We start from the raw sequence: 15,339 nt of genomic DNA on the forward strand, positions 1-15,339 counted from the left end.
GAACAACTGTGCAGGTGGAGTCTCCAGCCGCGCCAAAGACCGCCTTGCCGACTCATCAACCGCGCACCTGGCAGCCGCTGCAAGGACTAGTCGTAGCCTGGCACTCTCTACGAAGGGCGCCTCCAAGTCAGTCCCGATGAGCTTGCTACCCCAGGAGGCGACAGTCTCGTCAAGAGTGCTCTGGACCGGCAGCAACTCCGAAGCAGCAATGAGCAGGTCACCAGCGCCGCAGGTTGGATCCCAGAACGGCACGCCGCGCGAGGGCGCGCCAGCGACCACGCCGGCGAAGGCGCCCCGCAGGGTCCCGCTGGTGAAGAACGCTCCGGCCTGCCGCCGTGCTGCACGTGGAACCAGCCGACGCAACTCGCCTGATGCCTGCCCGTTGAGAGCGTGACGGACGTCATCCGTAACCCGCTGCCAGTTCCCTCGGGCCACGTCGGCCACCAGCAGGTGAAGATCACGGACATAGCGCGCGTAGGACGATGCGAGCATTGGTCCCCAATCATCATGTCACGGAGCAAGGTTGACCATACGTAGGGTCATCAGTCCTGCTATTCTGCAGCAGCTTGATCTAGATAGCGACCCATTCAAGCAGTCCTGTTGCTGAGGGGAGCAGCCGGTGGGGCACAGCTTGCGGTTTTCACCAGGGATCCTGGCTCGTCTTGGCGAGGAGCTGGTCCCGTACCCCGACCTGGGGATCCTCGAACTAGTGCGCAACTCATACGACGCCGACGCCTCGAGGTGTGCCATCACGTTGCGGGACGCGACGGTGCCGGGTGGCTCCCTCGTCGTCGAGGACGACGGTGACGGCATGACCGCGGGTGAGATCGCGGAGAACTTCCTCCTGGTGGGTCGCTCCTCAAAGCCAGGCAACCCGACGACCCAGAGGCTTCGTGCGAAGGTTGGCGAGAAGGGACTGGGCCGCCTCGCATCGTTGCGCCTCGGACGCGTCGTTCACCTTGTCACCCGGCCTCGGGAAGAACCAGGCCGAGAGTATCGGCTATCCATCGACTGGCAGCGCTACGAACAGGTGTCATCCGTAGACGAGGTCGACCTGGAGATCCGGACCGCCGACACGGACCAGCCACCCGGCACAACTGTGACGATCGACAGACTGCGCACTAAGTTCTCCAAAGAGGATATGGCGAGACTATCCAGGAATCTTCTCCTACTGACAGGAGTATTCCCGGACTCTCCCACTGGATTCCAGGCGCATGTCGACGCCCCAGAGTTTCAAGCGATTTCAACTACCCTGCAGTCCGGGTATAGGTTCTTTGATGAATGCGAGTTCAAGCTCGTCGCTCACCTGGACTCAAACGGTAAAGCCACAGCCCGCCTATATGACTGGCGAGGCGACCTGCTAATTGAAGAGGATCACGAGGAAGTCGCCCTGCGCCGATACGGTCGGGGCAAGAAAACTTCTCCGCTCCAGTTCATTGCGCCTGAGGCTACCTTTGAGCTCTGGATGTACGTCCTCGACAAGGAGTCCTTCGCACGACGGAACTCGAAGTTCCAAGTAGCCGATATCCGCCCTTGGCTCAAGGAAATCGGCGGAGTGCATCTGTACCACCGAGGAATTCGCGTCACTCCATACGGCGATCCGGGCCACGACTGGCTAGACCTGAACCTTCGCCGCGCCGCCAGCCCGGAGGTCCGCCCCTCGACCAATACCTCTGTCGGTCGCGTCTCCATCGAGGACGGCCCTTTTGCTCTGATCCCCAAGACTGACCGCATGGGATTTCAGGAAGACGCGCACTTTCAGCAACTCCGGGAATTCGCTAGGCGCTCCTCTGATTGGGCAGCTCATCACAGACTGAAGATCAGGGATAAGCAACGCTCCGAGCGGTCTCCTAAAGCGCGAGCCAAGAGAAACAAGCTAGAGCAAGAATTTCAGAAAGCTCTTGAGTCGCTTATTCCGGAGGATCGACGGCCGCTAATTCTCCAGAAATGGAAAGAAGTCAGCGAGTCCAATGCCGCTCTCACCAAGGCGCTAGAGGACGATCGCCTGCTTTATAGAACTCTCGGCACACTCGGAACCAGTACGGCAGTATTCGCACATGAGGCTCTTGCTCCCGCCGGCCACCTCATCGCGCTGCTGGGAAGTCTCGACACTCGGGCCCGCCAGCTGGTACCGGCTGATGACTTCGCCCAGAAGATCGAGCCGCCACTTTCTGATGCCGTGGAGATTGCCGAGAAGATGCAATCCTACACAGATCTCCCACTTGCCCTCTTGAACAAGAATAAGCGGCAAGTTCGCGTCGTCGACCTGAACCAGGCTTGCCGAAGCCTAGTTAAGCTATTTCATCAGCAGCTGGCCAGCAGGAACATCTTGGTCGATCTGGACCTATGGGACGACCCACTGCATCTGCACACAACAGTCGCCGATCTAGAGTCGCTTCTGGCTAATCTCCTAATCAATTCAGCGCATGCGATGCTGCGCCCGGAGGCGCCAGCTCAACGGACCATCAGGATCGCCACAGAGCGCCTAGGAAACCAGTTCGAGCTGACCGTTGCCGACTCTGGTCCAGGGATCATCAATATCAAAATCGATGACATTTGGATCCCAGGCGAGACCACTCGACCTAACGGAACTGGAATGGGCCTAACAATTGTTCGGGACATCGTTTCAGACCTCCTCGGTCAAGTGACCGTCACACCCCATGGGCGACTCGGCGGTGCGGAGTTTCGCGTAGTCGCACCGCTCCATACTGCCGAGGATGAGCCGCAAGGATCAGCCGAGTGATCGATGTGACTCGCGTGTTGGGAAGTCTTCAAGCCGATACCGAACCAGCCTCGATTTTTCAGCCCATTACCGCTGGCACCCGAGTGGGCATGATCGATGATGATCCGGTAGCCATGAGAGCACTCTCATACCAGCTACAGGATGTCGATATGACACCAGTCGAGATCTCACTGGCTGGGTCTCCGAGCCTCGACGACGTTCTTGCCAAGCTTCAGGACAATGGCTGTGCTGCGGCAGTCTGCGACCACCGACTCCGCGGAGGTGGGCACGCTCAATTCGATGGGGCTCAACTTGTCTGTCAGGCCAACTTGTCAGTGGGCCTGCCGTGCATCTTGCTCTCTTCCTGGACAGCGGAGGACGAGGCCACATCTATTCGCCGCTGGCGCCACGGCATCCCAAAGGTGCTGAGCAAACGCGGTCGATCTCCACAGGATCTTATCGATGCACTAACCGTCACGCGAATTGAGATGGCAGGGGAACGGCCATTGGAACGGCGCCCCTTCAGTACCGCTGTTGAGATCGCTGAGCTTAGCTACGAGGCCGAATGCCAGACAGCCCATGTTTACGTTCCTGCATGGGATCCGGATATCCCGGTGGTCGTACCACTCGATCTCTTTCCGATCGACGTTTCCCAAATGCCCTCGGAAGAAGTCCTGGGATCATTCTTTATAGGGAAGGTCAACTATTACGCCAGAGAGGCTGGCGAACTCTTCTTCCGTGACCTTCGCATTTCCACTCTTCCGCCGGCTGATTGGCTCCCAGCATGAGCACGACATCGATCCCTTCTCAAGGCCTTCCCGCGAAAGAGTGGGAAAGGCTTGAGGCTGTAATCCTCGATGTCGGACAGGGAAATTGCGCCATCGTGCGAGATGGTCGACGCTGCCTCGTGGTTGATGTTGCCAGCGAGATCGAGCTACTGGAAGAATTGCAAGGATCTGGCGTTAAGCGAATTGAGCACCTCATCATCTCGCACGCCGATGACGATCACGTGCGAGGCGCACTTAAGTTGCTCCCTCGTGACGAGATCTCAATCGGCACGCTGTGGTTCAATCCCGACGGATCGAAGAATACTCGAACGTGGCGCGCCTTCATCAACGTGGCCCATGATCTCTTCGAGTCAGGAAAAATTAACGTCTCTACGGCAATCAACGTGGCCGCCGCACAGTCTCTCTCATTTGCCAGAATTGGCGTTGAGGTTCTACATCCAGATATTCTATTTTCTGCCGCAGGCCCCGACACAAAGGATCGCAAAGAATCCAAGGGCGACGACAACAGTCCACGCATCACCTCGAACGGGATGTCAGTGACGCTGCGAATTCACTTTGCCGGGCAGCCAGCGCTACTTCTTCCGGGTGATCTAGACTCCGATGGCCTAGAGCGCATTATTCTTCGAGGGCGGCCCTTGGAGGCTCCAGTCCTGGTCTTCCCACATCACGGTGGAGGCTCTGGGGCCCTGTCGGCTCCTGAATTCACCAAGCGCCTATGCGATGCAGTGAAGCCCACAACAATCATCGCATCAATGGGCCGAGGCCACTATAGGCACCCGCTCCCCGAGGTTGTCTCGGCGATTCGAGAGGCACTACCTCAATCCTATTTCGCCTGCACTCAGATTTCTTCCCGCTGCCACGGGTCCACGGTGGCTGCCATACCAAAGCATCTCGTCGATAGGCCAGCCGCCGGCAGAGGCCTCGGCGCCTCTTGCGCCGGAACTATCGTCGTGGCAGCGTCCAGTGATGGATTAGTGATCAGTCCGGAAGCCCCCGCTCATGCAGAATTTGTTGGCACTCTTGACAACCCAATGTGTAACCGACCAGGAACCGTACTGCCAATTCCACGACAGGATCTGGGCAATGCAATGATCCCTGACGGGCTCAGTTGACACGGTTCTCCGGCGGACCGCATGCCCGTAGGTTGACAAGCTCTTGATTTGGCTATGTTCTGGCGCGGGTCTGAAATTGAGGTGGCGGACTTGTGTTCCTTCACCTCTCCATCGGAAGATGGCTCTATCACAAGCTGTGAGGAGCCATAATGGGTGCAAGGCCGCTGCTGAACCGCCGACTGGACGGGCTGGGCACGACGATCTTCGCCGAGATGTCCGCCCTCGCCACCGCGACCGGCTCGATCAACCTCGGCCAGGGCTTCCCCGACACCGACGGCCCGGCCGAGATCGCCCGGGCCGCCGCCGACGCCGTGCTCAGCGGCAGGGGCAACCAGTACCCGCCCGGCCCCGGCATCCCCGAGCTCCGCACCGCGATCGCCGAGCACCAGCAGCGCTTCTACGGCCTCGGCTACGACCCCGACACCGAGGTGCTGGTCACCGCCGGCGCCACCGAGGCCATCGCCGCCGCCCTGCTCGCCCTGCTGGAGCCCGGCGACGAGGTGATCGCCTTCGAGCCGTTCTACGACTCCTACGCCGCCTGCATCGCCATGGCCGGCGCCGTCCGCGTCCCGCTCACCCTGCGCACCCCGGACTTCCGCCCCGACCTGGACGAGCTGCGCTCCCTGGTCACCCCGCGCACCCGCCTGCTGCTGCTGAACACCCCGCACAACCCCACCGGCACCGTCCTCACCCCCGCCGAGCTGACCGCCGTCGCCGCCCTCGCCGTCGAGCACGACCTGCTGGTCGTCACCGACGAGGTCTACGAGCACCTGGTGTTCTCCGGCGCCCACTACCCGATCGCGGCCCTGCCGGGCATGCGCGAGCGCACCGTCTCGATCTCCTCGGCCGGCAAGACCTTCTCCTTCACCGGCTGGAAGGTCGGCTGGGTGACCGCCTCCGCGCCGCTGGTCGCCGCCGTCCGCACCGCCAAGCAGTACCTCACCTACGTCAGCGCCGGCCCGTTCCAGTACGCGGTGGCCGACGCCCTGCGGCTGCCCGACGAGTACTTCGGCGGCCTGCGCACCGACCTCCGGCGCAAGCGCGACCTGCTCGCCGACGGCCTCACCGCCGCCGGCTTCGAGGTGTTCCAGCCCCAGGGCACGTACTTCGTCACCACCGACATCACCCCTCTGGGCGAGAAGGACGGCCTGGAGTTCTGCCGCTCCCTCCCCGGACGCTGCGGCGTCGTCGCCATCCCCAACGTCGTCTTCTACGACAACACCGAGGCCGGCCGGAGCCTGGTGCGCTTCACCTTCTGCAAGCAGGACGAGGTCCTGCTGGAGGCGGTGCGGCGGCTCCAGCGGCTCTGAGGTCAGGGCGCGAGCGGCATCGCCTCGAAGCCGTCGAAGAGGTAGGCGTACACCTGGGCGAGGAAGGCCGTGAGCTCCTGCCGGTCGGGGAAGCGCACGTAGGTGAGCGCGTACCACTGGTCGACGTTGAGCGGCCGGTTCACCACCAGGTGCAGCAGGCCCGCCCGGACGGTCTCGCGGTAGTCGGGCCAGGCCCGGTCGAAGGTCTCCCGGAGCATGCCGAGGTCGTCGACGGCCTCCACGCCCAGGATCGCGGCACAGAAGTGCACGAACCGCCGGTCCACCCCGGGCACGTCGAACCCGAGGGTGGCCAGCGGGACGGCCGTCGGGTCCACCAGACCGCCCGGGTACGGGTACAGCGTGGTGTTCCGCAGCTGGTCCTCGTCGGCCGGGCCGCCCGGGCCGACACCCTCGGCCGGCCGGTAGACGCCGTAGAGCAGGCCGAGGGTGAGGAAGTCCCCGTAGACGTAGTTGAGCTCGCCGTCGGGCCCGTACGGCTCCTCCGGGTCGATCGCGATCGCGGTGGCCCTGCCAGCGCAGTTCAGCCAGGGGCCGTAGACGGCCTCGAACGGCAGGATCGGCGCCAGGTCGTGCTCCTTGAGCGCGGCGGCGCGCAGCGCGTCCTCCGCGCGGACCAGGGCGTCCTCGGTGTCGAAGCGGCTGGCCCAGGGGCCGGTGCGCGGCGGCAGTTCGTCTCTGGTGGGCATGTGTACGGAACTCCAGGCAGGGTCGGCAGGTCAGGGGGCGATCGGCATGTCGGAGCGGTCCCCGTAGAAGAATTCATAAACTTCGCCCAGGTACCGGTAGAGCTCGTCCTCCGATTCGAAGGAATACCGGGTGAGGCTCGACCACGCCTTGACCGAGGCCGGTCGCTGCTCCAGCAGGTACTCCAGGCTCGCCCGCAGGCGCCTGGCGTGGTCAGTGTCCCTCGTCGCCGATGCCTTGAACATGTCGATATCGTTGATCAGCTCCGGATGGAACGCGTTCTTGTAGAAGTCCCGGAGTTTTTGGTCGTCGTGCCAGCCGGGAATCTCCCATGCTGTCCAGCCCATCAGGGGTCACCACCGTCCAGCTCGGCCATCGGAGTCGGCACACCATCATAGACCTTGGTGCCGCGTGCGGTTGTGCTTGAGAACCGGCTCCGGATACATGGTGTGAAGATTGAATCCACCCTTTCCGTCGGGGTGGTATATGGCCTTTATGGTGGCATTCTTGAAATTGACGTCCTTGTAGTTCACCGAACCGTCGTGGTTGAGCGGGTTGTCGGGATCGATGTAGAAGCCCCGGAACCGCCCGGTATGGCCTCCCGGCCCCCAGGCATCGCTCGGGGAGAACTCCAGGACCTGGGGGTCCGGGTCGTGGGGGTCGAGCAGGGTACGGGCGTGCTGGTCCGCGTAGACCAGTGACTCCTGGTCCTTGAAGGCCGTCGAGTGACTGCCGCACTTGTGCTTGTGCGGGGCGCCGCGGTCGCCGTCGAAGTAGAGGTCGGGCGGGCTGAGCCTGCTGCGGGCATCCGGCCCGTGCAGCGGGTCGATCTTCTCGGTGGAGATCACGTACCCGGTCGCCGGGTCCTTCGCCACGGTCCGGTTGTGAGCCGGCCCCTGCATGGCGGGGTTGCCGAGCCGGTCCTTGAGCTGCTGGTCCGTCACGTTCAGGTGGCGCCCGACGCCGTGGCCCTGCTTGTCCAGCTCGCCGACCCGCTCGTCGATCCGGCGGTGGTAGAGCTCGCGCAGCGGCTTGCGGCCGGGCACGGACTGGCCCTGGTCGAGCTTCACGCCCTGCTTGCCGAGCGAGGTGGCGTTGTTCTGCAGGCCCTTCTGCACCGCCCGCTCGGCGTCGTCGAGGTTCTTGGTGGTGATCTCCAGCCCGCGTCCGATCGAGCGGTGGCCGCCGGCCATCGCCTTGGACATGTCGCCGATCATCGAGTCGATCACCGGACGCACCGCGTTCTGGATCACCTGGCCGAACTTGCCCTTGCCCAGCACCTTGCCGCGGGTGCGCGAGTCCAGGTCGCGGGAGTGCCGCTCGATCCGCTCGGCGTGCTCGTGCGCCCGTTTGGCCGCCTGCTTCAACGCTTCCGGGTCTGCCTTGAATCCGTCGCTCACGCGCTGCTCCCCACGCCCAGTGCCGCTTCGACCCCGTGGAAGACCAGCCCGGAGACCGCCTCCTGGATGGCCGCCTGGAAGGGCTCGACTGCCATCGAGACCAGCTGGCCGATGATCATGTCCTCGATCTCCTGGATGATCGCGCTGACGATCCGTTTGCCGGCCTCGATGATCGCCGCCTCGGCCGCGGCCGCGATCCCCAGGGTGGCCACCGCGGCGGCGGCCGCCGCCGCCATCTCGACCGCCATGGCGACCAGTTGTGCGATGACCGCACCCTTGGCCACCACCACCGCGTCCGCCGCGAGCTCCAGCGCCGTCCCCAACACGTCGCAGCAGTCGATGAGTACGGTCATGTGGCCGTCGGACGCCTGGCCCCAGCGTTCGAGCAGCGCCTCGTACCCGGCACCCTCGTACGCTCCGCCGAGGCCCTTCAGCAGCACGTCGGTGTCGTCGTGGGACTCCGCCATCCCCTTGCCGAACTCCTTGACGTGCACGGCCCATTCGCGCAGTTCGTCCTCGTCGATGTCGGGCCAGTTGAGGCCCATCAGATCCATGATCCAGACGACTTCCGACGGCAGGTCGATCGACAAGCCCAGCCACCCCCCTTGAGCTACCACCCCGCCCGATGCCGTACGGATGGACGCAGACGCGCCTCCGCATGGTTCCAGACGGCCCGCGAGCATGCCAAGGCACCCCGGCGACCGGAGGTGCGCCGGCGGACTCCCGGGCGCCCGCCGAACCGGGCCGGGCGCACGCCCGGCATGCACGGCGCGCACTCCGGCGAAAGGGGCGCGCGCCGGACAGAGTCGCACACCGGAGTGATCTGACTCGGGAAGCGCCCGTGCCCGAAACGGTGAATGCTTGACAAAGTTGGGTAAATCACCGGCGGACCCGGCGTATTCATGCTTCTCTGCTGCTGAATCTCCAGCCGGAATCCTTCCTTCCACGGTCGGCCGCGTCCTGGACCGCACAGCCTCGAACAGCCTCGCCAACGGCCGAGTCGGACGCTGCACGGCAGGCGCGCACGGAGCTGAAACGCGGAGCCGAGCATGCTCACCACACTGCAGACCTCCTACACCGACACCCGAGCCGGTGACCTGGCCTGGTGCCTGGGCGGCGAACCGCTGCCCGCGCTCGCCGTCCGTGACCTGAGACTCGGCGGCCTCGGCCGGCCAGGGCCGGCCGGGACGCTGCAACTGCGCCTGCTCGGTGCCTCCCACCAGGTGGTCATCGCGGCCGGACCGGGCGAATGCCTGGAGACGGTCGCCTGCCTGCCGGGCCGGCGCACCCCGCTGCCCGCCCGGGTCGCCAAGCAGGTCGCGGGCTGGGAGTACGAGTTCGCGGCCAGGATCGAGGCGATGCCACCGCACGACTTCGCCGCCCGCGCCCAGGAGCTGCTGGCCCTGGTCGAGGGGCACCCCCGCGGCCTGGCAGGGGTCTTCCCCGGCGACCCGAGCGCCTTCACGGCCCTGATGACCCAGGGCGACGCGAACCGGCTGCTGTGGCGCACCTGGCACGCCTACCCGCAGGAGGGGCGGCTGGTGTGCACCAGGTCCTCGCTGGTGGTCCGGACCCGATGACGGCGGGTACCTGTCATTCGTACGCAGGAACGATCCGTCAACCCGGCAGACCGCCCTGTCCATCGAATGGACGCAGCCATCCGCTGCGCCTGTCGCCTAGCGTTTGTTCGTGATCAACCATCCGGCGGGTTCACCCGCTCAGCCGGTACTCGACCGCGGCCCCGACGACGGTACGGACGGCGGCGCCGCCGCTCCGCGCCCCGGCCGGCCGCACACCCGGCTGGCCACCCGGCGGCGATCCAGACCCCGGGCCCGGCCGAGCGTCGCCCGGCCGTCCGTGCTGCTCGCCGCCTTCGTCTGCGCGGCCTGCGGCCTCGTCTACGAGCTGGAGCTGGTCGCGCTCGGCAGCCACCTGATCGGGGACTCGGTCACCCAGACCTCCGTCGTGCTCTCGGTCATGGTGTTCGCGATGGGCCTCGGCTCGCTGCTCGCCAAGCGCTTCACCCGCCGCCCGGCGACCGCGTTCGCCCTGGTCGAGTGCGCGCTCGCGCTGGTCGGCGGGCTGTCGGTGCTGACGCTGTACGCCTGCTGGGCCTGGCTGGGCGGCTACCAGGCCGCGCTCGTCGGCCTCACCGGCGTGATCGGCGTGCTGATCGGTGCCGAGATCCCGCTGCTGATGACGCTGATCCAGCGCATCCGCCGGGAGGACGCCGGGCGGGCCGTGGCCGACCTGTTCGCCGCCGACTACGTGGGCGCCCTGGTCGGCGGCCTCGCCTTCCCCTTCCTCATCCTGCCCGCCTTCGGGCAGGCCACGGGCGCCCTGGTCACCGGCGCCGTCAACGCCGTCGCCGGCGCCGGCGTCGTGCTCTGGCTGTTCCGCGACGAACCCGCCCCGCGCCTGCGCGTCCTGCTCTGGGCCGCCTGCGGGCTCGTCCTGGTCGCCCTGGGGGCCGCGGCGGCCTTCTCCGGCGCGATCGAGCGGGCCGCCCGGCACGCCCTGTACGGCGCGCAGATCCGGTTCGCCGCGCAGAGCCGGTACCAGGAGATCGTGCTGACCGGCCCGGACGACGGCGCCGCCACCGACGCGCGCCAACCCCTGCGGCTGTTCCTGGACGGCCGCGGCACGGTCTGCGGCCCCGACCAGTACCGGGCCGACGAGGCGCTCGTCCACCCCGCGATGGCCGGGCCGGACGCCCGGGTACTGCTCCTCGGCGGCGGCGACGGGCTCGCCCTGCGCGAGGTACTGCGCCACTCGGGTGTGCGCAGCGTCCGGCTGGTCGAGCTGGATCCGGCGCTGACCGCGCTCGCCCGCAGCGACCCGGCGCTCGCCGCCCTGGGCGGGCACTCGCTCGACGACCCCCGGGTCCGGATCACGCACGCGGACGCCCTGGAGTGGCTGCGCGAGAGGGCGGCCGGGCGGCCGGGCGGCCCCGACGACGGCCCGTTCGACGTGGTCATCTCCGGGCTGCCCGCGCCGCCGGAGGCCGGCACCGGCACGTTCCAGTCCGAGGAGTTCTTCGGCCTGGCCCGGCGGGTGCTCGCCCCCGGCGGCCGGATCGCGGTGCGGGCCGGCGCCGCCGGGTCCGGACTCTGGCCGGTCGAGGCGGGCCTGCGCGCGGCCGCGCTGCAGACCCTCCCCTACGGTCTCCCCGCCGGCCCCGCCACTGTCTGCGGCCCGGCCCGCCCGCAGAGCTTCGTCCTCGCCGCCGCCGCGCGGCCCCGGCCGGCCCTGGCCGACGACGCCCCGCCCCCGCGTGCCCTCACCGCCGAGGGCCTGCGCGACTCGGCCGACCGGCTGGCCGCCGCCCGGCCGGCCCACTACCCGGCCGCGCTGACCCTGCTGGGGCCCCGCTGACCGGCGCGCGGGCAGCCACCAGCCCGACAAGCGCCCCGAACGCCGCCGATCGCCCCGGGCGGTCGGTACGCTCGCAGGCATGGAGCATGAGGTAGTCGTCCCGATGCCGGCCGAACTCGTCAGGCTGGCCCTGCAGGATCCGGCCCGGCTGGCCCGCTGCGTCCCCGGGCTGAGCACCGAGCCCGCGGCGGCCGGCAGCGGGCAGGCCGAGGAGATCAGCGGACGGCTGCGGCTGCGGATCGGCACCTCGACGATCACGTACCGCGGCGTGCTGTCGTTGATCGAGGGCCGGGAGGGCGTGCTGACCGCGTTCGCCGAGGGCCAGGAGGCCCGGGGCAGCGGCGAGGCCAGCGCGACCGTCCGGATCGCGGTCGGCGAGGCCGGCCCGGCCGCCGGCGCCGCGGCCGTCCGCTTCACCGCCGACCTGAGCGCGACCGGCCGGCTGACCGAGTTCGACGGGGAGACCCTGGCCGCCGCCGGGCGCCGCCTGCTGGACCGCTTCGCCGCCGCACTCGCCTCCGAGGGCGCCGACCCCGCCGAGGAGGACGAGGAGACGGACGACTCCGCGCCCGGCCCCGACGCCACCGTGCTGTTCCTGGAGGACCGCACCCCCGGTGCGGAGGACGACGGCGGCGCGGCCTTCGAGGAGGAGTTCGGCGACGGCTCGCTCGACGACGACCTCTCCGACCTGATCGCCTTCTCCGACGACGACGCCGAGCGCTTCGGACTGCCCACCGGCGCCGAGCCGGACGCCGAGCCGGCCCCGGCCGCCGCCTCCTCCGAACTGCCGTACGACTACGACCGGGATCCGGTGCTCAGCGGCCCCGTCCGCCGCAGCATCGTCGGGCGCTCGGCCGAGGAGGTCGACCACGCCCCGCCGCGCGGCCGGTACGCGCCGGCGCTGCCCGCCCGCAGCGCGCGGGCCCGGGCCGCGACCCGCTGGGGCGGCGAGGGCGGATCGTCGGCGCTCGGGGCGGTCGCGCACGGCCGGGCGGCCGTGCCGTGGATGATCGGCGGCGGGGTGGCCCTGATCGGCGGCGCCGTGGTGCTGGTCCGCGTGCTGCGCCGGCGCTGAACCGCTGCGCGGCCGGGCCGCCGCCGCGGCTCTAGACTGGCTGTCCATGAGCACCGACCTGAGCAACGACCGCGACGCCCTGCTGGCACAGATCAAGGACAAGGCCGTCGTGCACGGCAAGGTCACCCTTTCCTCCGGGCTGGAGGCCGACTACTACGTGGACCTGCGCCGCATCACGCTGGACGCGCAGGCCGCCCCGCTGGTCGGCCGGGTGATGCTGGACCTCACCGACGGCCTGGAGTACGACGCCGTGGGCGGTCTGACCCTGGGTGCCGACCCGGTGGCCACCTCGATGCTGCACGCCGCCGCCGCCCGCGGCCGCGAGCTGGACGCGTTCGTGGTCCGCAAGGCGGGCAAGGCCCACGGCCTGCAGCGCCGGATCGAGGGCCCGGACGTGAAGGGCCGCCGGGTGCTGGCCGTGGAGGACACCTCGACCACCGGCGGCTCGGTGCTGACGGCCGTCGAGGCGCTGCGCGAGGCGGGCGCCGAGGTGGTCGGCGTCGCGGTGATCGTGGAGCGCGGCGGCGAGGAGGCCGTGAAGGCCACCGGCCTGCCCTACTACACCGCGTACCAGCTGGCCGACCTCGACCTCGGCTGAGCCGGATCACACAAGCGGGAAGCCCCGCACTGTTTCACGTGAAACAGTGCGGGGCTTCTCGCGCACCGGCTTCTCCCGCGCACCGGGCTCTTCTCGCGTACCGGGCCTACCGCAGGGTGGTCAGCCCCGGCGGTGCCGGCCGCCGGCCTGCAGGGCGGCCTCGCGCTCGGCGGCCTCGGCGCTCTCCGCGCCGCCGCCGGCCCGCTTCTTGCGCCGCTCGCGGACCACCTCGACGAGGATCGGCGAGACCGAGAGCAGCACGATCAGCAGCACGGCCGGGATCAGGTACTTGTCGATCACCGGCGCCAGCGCGTCACCGAAGAAGTAGCCGATCAGCAGCATCGACTCGGTCCACAGGACGCCGCCGATGACGTTCCACAGCAGGAAGGTCTTGGCCGGCATCTTCAGGGTGCCGGCGACCGGGTTGAGGAACGTCCGGACGATCGGCATGAAGCGCGCGAGCACCACCGCCTTGCCCGGCCCGAACTTCTCGAAGTACTCCTCGGCCTTGAGCACGTACTCGCGGCGGAAGATCTTCGACTCCGGCTTGTCGAACAGCCGGGGGCCGACCCGGACCCCGATCAGGTGGCCGAGCTGCGCCCCGGCCACGGCGGCGATCGGCGCCCCGATCAACAGCGCCGCGATCGGCAGCCGGGCCCCCTCGCCGAGCACCGAGGAAGCGGCGCTGGAGGAGGCCACGCCGGCCAGGATCAGCAGGGAGTCACCGGGGAAGAAGAAGCCGACCAGCAGGCCGGTCTCCGCGAAGATGATCGCGATCAGCCCGATCGCACCGAGCGACGAGATCAGCGACTTGGCGTCAAGCAGATTGACGGCTAGCTGGTTGTAGTCCACGGCCGCAGGATAGCGGGCCCGTCTTACCGGAGTCCTCCGCCTCCGGGTGCAGCGGCGGGTCATCCGTTCGTAGCATGCGGGGCCCGCCGTCCCGACTGGCGGGCCCTTGGTGGACGCGGAGCCCGAGTCTGGGAAGATGGCACCGGCGTCCGGTCCGTGGTCGCGAACACCCTCTTTGTGACTCCGCGGGCAGCGCCCCGAAGCCCGGTACCCGAAAGCCGCACCGCAGAGCCGCGTCGGCCCCCGGTACCTCAGGTCGTACCGAAGGCGTACACAGCGTCGGACATCACCGTCCGTACGCCGCAACCCGACAGGAGCGGATTCGCATGCCCATCGCAACTCCCGAGGTCTACAACGAGATGCTGGACCGGGCCAAGGCGGGCAAGTTCGCCTACCCGGCCATCAACGTCACCTCGACGCAGACCCTGCACGCGGCCCTGCGCGGCTTCGCCGAGGCGGAGAGCGACGGCATCATCCAGATCTCCACCGGTGGTGCGGAGTTCCTGGGTGGCCAGCACAACAAGGACATGGTGACGGGCGCCGTCGCGCTCGCCGAGTTCGCGCACATCGTCGCGGCCAAGTACGACATCACCGTCGCGCTGCACACCGACCACTGCCCCAAGGACAAGCTGGACGGCTACGTCCGCCCGCTGCTCGCGATCTCCGCCGAGCGCGTCGCCAAGGGCCAGAACCCGCTGTTCCAGTCGCACATGTGGGACGGCTCGGCCGAGACCCTCGCCGACAACCTGGCCATCGCGCAGGAGCTGCTGGCCCAGGCCGCCGCCGCCAAGATCATCCTTGAGGTCGAGATCACCCCGACCGGCGGCGAGGAGGACGGTGTCTCGCACGAGATCAACGACGAGCTGTACACCACGGTCAACGACGCCGTCCGCACCGCCGAGGCCCTCGGCCTGGGCGAGAAGGGCCGCTACCTGCTGGCCGCGTCCTTCGGCAACGTGCACGGCGTCTACAAGCCGGGCAACGTCGTCCTGAAGCCGGAGCTGCTGCGCGAGCTGCAGGACGCCCTCGGCGCCCAGTACGGCAAGAACGACCCGTTCGACTTCGTCTTCCACGGCGGCTCGGGCTCCACCGCCGAGGAGATCGCCACCGCGCTGGAGAACGGCGTCGTGAAGATGAACCTCGACACCGACACCCAGTACGCCTTCACCCGCCCGATCGTGGACCACGTGTTCCGCAACTACAACGGCGTGCTGAAGGTCGACGGCGAGGTCGGCACCAAGAACACCTACGACCCGCGCACCTGGGGCAAGCTCGCCGAGGCCGGCATGGCCGCCCGCATCGTCGAGGCCACCCAGAGCCTGCGCTCGGCCGGCACCCGCCTGAAGTAAGCGGGCAGCCCGCACCGAGCGGTGAACGCGTCGAGCCCCCCGGCCTGCCGGGG

At 67.9% G+C, this 15,339-nt stretch carries 14 protein-coding genes; 9 read left to right on the top strand and 5 right to left on the bottom strand.

Going from position 1 to position 15,339, the window contains the following annotated elements; translation table 11 throughout:
* Nucleotides 1–619: 619 nt before the first annotated feature.
* The 4 genes from ACFUK0_RS22170 to ACFUK0_RS22185 all read left to right on the top strand — a co-directional run bounded on the left by ACFUK0_RS22170 (nucleotide 620) and on the right by ACFUK0_RS22185 (nucleotide 5,932).
* On the top strand, nucleotides 620–2,743 hold the full coding sequence (locus ACFUK0_RS22170; RefSeq protein WP_380252784.1) for an ATP-binding protein: 2,124 nt from the start codon (nucleotides 620–622) through the stop codon (nucleotides 2,741–2,743).
* Complete coding sequence (locus ACFUK0_RS22175; protein ID WP_380252785.1) at nucleotides 2,740–3,510, top strand: hypothetical protein; 771 nt, start codon at nucleotides 2,740–2,742, stop codon at nucleotides 3,508–3,510. Before ACFUK0_RS22170 ends, ACFUK0_RS22175 begins: the two co-directional genes overlap by 4 nt.
* Nucleotides 3,507–4,622 (top strand): ComEC/Rec2 family competence protein, encoded by a 1,116-nt coding sequence (locus ACFUK0_RS22180; protein ID WP_380252787.1) that lies wholly within the window; start codon nucleotides 3,507–3,509, stop codon nucleotides 4,620–4,622. Before ACFUK0_RS22175 ends, ACFUK0_RS22180 begins: the two co-directional genes overlap by 4 nt.
* Before the next feature lie 149 nt (nucleotides 4,623–4,771).
* Nucleotides 4,772–5,932, top strand: coding sequence for a pyridoxal phosphate-dependent aminotransferase (locus ACFUK0_RS22185; protein ID WP_380252789.1), 1,161 nt, complete (start codon nucleotides 4,772–4,774; stop codon nucleotides 5,930–5,932).
* 2 nt (nucleotides 5,933–5,934) lie between these two features.
* Here ACFUK0_RS22185 and ACFUK0_RS22190 read toward each other — a convergent pair whose 3' ends face one another.
* Genes ACFUK0_RS22190 through ACFUK0_RS22205 form a run of 4 tightly spaced genes read right to left on the bottom strand, consistent with a single transcriptional unit; the run spans nucleotide 5,935 to nucleotide 8,627 of the window.
* Nucleotides 5,935–6,639, bottom strand: a complete 705-nt coding sequence (locus ACFUK0_RS22190) for a hypothetical protein (protein WP_380252791.1) — start codon at nucleotides 6,637–6,639, stop codon at nucleotides 5,935–5,937.
* Between the two features lie 30 nt (nucleotides 6,640–6,669).
* The gene (locus ACFUK0_RS22195) at nucleotides 6,670–6,984 is read right to left on the bottom strand and encodes a hypothetical protein (protein ID WP_380252793.1); all 315 of its coding nucleotides are present in this window, start codon (nucleotides 6,982–6,984) and stop codon (nucleotides 6,670–6,672) included.
* A 45-nt stretch (nucleotides 6,985–7,029) separates the two neighbouring features.
* Nucleotides 7,030–8,037: a hypothetical protein gene (locus ACFUK0_RS22200; RefSeq protein ID WP_380252795.1), complete on the bottom strand. Its 1,008-nt coding sequence runs from the start codon at nucleotides 8,035–8,037 to the stop codon at nucleotides 7,030–7,032.
* Entirely contained in the window at nucleotides 8,034–8,627 is a 594-nt protein-coding gene (locus ACFUK0_RS22205) for a hypothetical protein (protein ID WP_380252797.1), read from the bottom strand. The genes ACFUK0_RS22200 and ACFUK0_RS22205 overlap by 4 nt, the downstream gene beginning before the upstream one ends.
* A gap of 459 nt (nucleotides 8,628–9,086) precedes the next feature.
* Between ACFUK0_RS22205 and ACFUK0_RS22210 the strand changes: the two genes are divergently transcribed.
* The 4 genes from ACFUK0_RS22210 (at nucleotide 9,087) to pyrE (ending at nucleotide 13,085) form a co-directional block, all read left to right on the top strand.
* On the top strand, nucleotides 9,087–9,617 hold the full coding sequence (locus ACFUK0_RS22210) for a DUF2617 family protein (protein WP_380252799.1): 531 nt from the start codon (nucleotides 9,087–9,089) through the stop codon (nucleotides 9,615–9,617).
* 220 nt (nucleotides 9,618–9,837) lie between these two features.
* A complete protein-coding gene (locus tag ACFUK0_RS22215; protein WP_380252809.1) occupies nucleotides 9,838–11,412 on the top strand; it encodes a polyamine aminopropyltransferase in 1,575 nt (524 codons plus the stop codon).
* Nucleotides 11,413–11,491: 79 nt separating this feature from the next.
* Entirely contained in the window at nucleotides 11,492–12,487 is a 996-nt protein-coding gene (locus ACFUK0_RS22220) for a hypothetical protein (protein ID WP_380252801.1), read from the top strand.
* Between the two features lie 46 nt (nucleotides 12,488–12,533).
* A complete protein-coding gene (gene pyrE, locus ACFUK0_RS22225) occupies nucleotides 12,534–13,085 on the top strand; it encodes an orotate phosphoribosyltransferase (protein ID WP_380252803.1) in 552 nt (183 codons plus the stop codon).
* 120 nt (nucleotides 13,086–13,205) lie between these two features.
* Here the strand turns inward: pyrE and ACFUK0_RS22230 are convergent, their stop codons facing one another.
* Nucleotides 13,206–13,937 (bottom strand): DedA family protein, encoded by a 732-nt coding sequence (locus tag ACFUK0_RS22230; RefSeq protein WP_380252805.1) that lies wholly within the window; start codon nucleotides 13,935–13,937, stop codon nucleotides 13,206–13,208.
* 326 nt (nucleotides 13,938–14,263) lie between these two features.
* On the opposite strand from ACFUK0_RS22230, the gene fbaA reads away from it, so the two are divergent.
* On the top strand, nucleotides 14,264–15,286 hold the full coding sequence (gene fbaA, locus ACFUK0_RS22235; RefSeq protein WP_380252807.1) for a class II fructose-bisphosphate aldolase: 1,023 nt from the start codon (nucleotides 14,264–14,266) through the stop codon (nucleotides 15,284–15,286).
* Nucleotides 15,287–15,339: the final 53 nt, after the last annotated feature.

This window comes from Kitasatospora sp. NPDC057223, from assembly GCF_042669755.1.
In the GTDB taxonomy this organism is placed as follows: domain Bacteria; phylum Actinomycetota; class Actinomycetes; order Streptomycetales; family Streptomycetaceae; genus Kitasatospora.

Coding starts and splice junctions, on each gene's coding strand:
- ACFUK0_RS22180 (WP_380252787.1), top strand. CDS start 3,507: ATGAGCACGACATCGATCCCTTCTCAAGGCCTTCCCGCGAAAGAGTGG.
- ACFUK0_RS22185 (WP_380252789.1), top strand. CDS start 4,772: ATGGGTGCAAGGCCGCTGCTGAACCGCCGACTGGACGGGCTGGGCACG.
- ACFUK0_RS22190 (WP_380252791.1), bottom strand. CDS start 6,639: ATGCCCACCAGAGACGAACTGCCGCCGCGCACCGGCCCCTGGGCCAGC.
- ACFUK0_RS22195 (WP_380252793.1), bottom strand. CDS start 6,984: ATGGGCTGGACAGCATGGGAGATTCCCGGCTGGCACGACGACCAAAAA.
- ACFUK0_RS22210 (WP_380252799.1), top strand. CDS start 9,087: ATGCTCACCACACTGCAGACCTCCTACACCGACACCCGAGCCGGTGAC.
- ACFUK0_RS22220 (WP_380252801.1), top strand. CDS start 11,492: ATGGAGCATGAGGTAGTCGTCCCGATGCCGGCCGAACTCGTCAGGCTG.
- pyrE (WP_380252803.1), top strand. CDS start 12,534: ATGAGCACCGACCTGAGCAACGACCGCGACGCCCTGCTGGCACAGATC.
- fbaA (WP_380252807.1), top strand. CDS start 14,264: ATGCCCATCGCAACTCCCGAGGTCTACAACGAGATGCTGGACCGGGCC.